The organism is Vulcanisaeta sp. (genome assembly GCF_049966235.1).
Classification (GTDB): Archaea; Thermoproteota; Thermoprotei; order Thermoproteales; family Thermocladiaceae; genus Vulcanisaeta; species Vulcanisaeta moutnovskia.
In genome coordinates, this window is record NZ_JBMFVA010000086.1 from 256 (window position 1) to 555 (window position 300).

The following is a 300-nucleotide window of genomic DNA, read 5'->3' on the forward strand; positions in this document are numbered from 1 at the left end:
CGTATATTGTTGGGTTGTAGCCGGCTTTCTTGAGTTCCTCGACCAACCTCAAAGCCTCTTTTTCATCCCTCCTCCAAGCCCTAAGCTCAACCTTACAATGCTTATCAATGTGAATGCTCATACTTATATCCGTTCCGGGGATGTTGATCGAAGAGCTCCTGCTCCTCTTCTTAACATCCTTTGAGGCGAGCTCGATCATCCTCTTAAGCTTATCACCGCCTGGCAAGCCAGCACCCAACTCAATCAACTCCCTGAGGTCGGGCACCGCCAACCAATCCCTAGCCAACCCAACGGCCTTAC

General features: G+C 50.7%; 1 pseudogene. It reads right to left on the minus strand.

Annotation, left to right across the window (positions count from 1 at the left end):
- A pseudogene (locus ACP5L5_RS11845) lies at positions 1–300 on the minus strand (hypothetical protein); the annotation flags it as partial.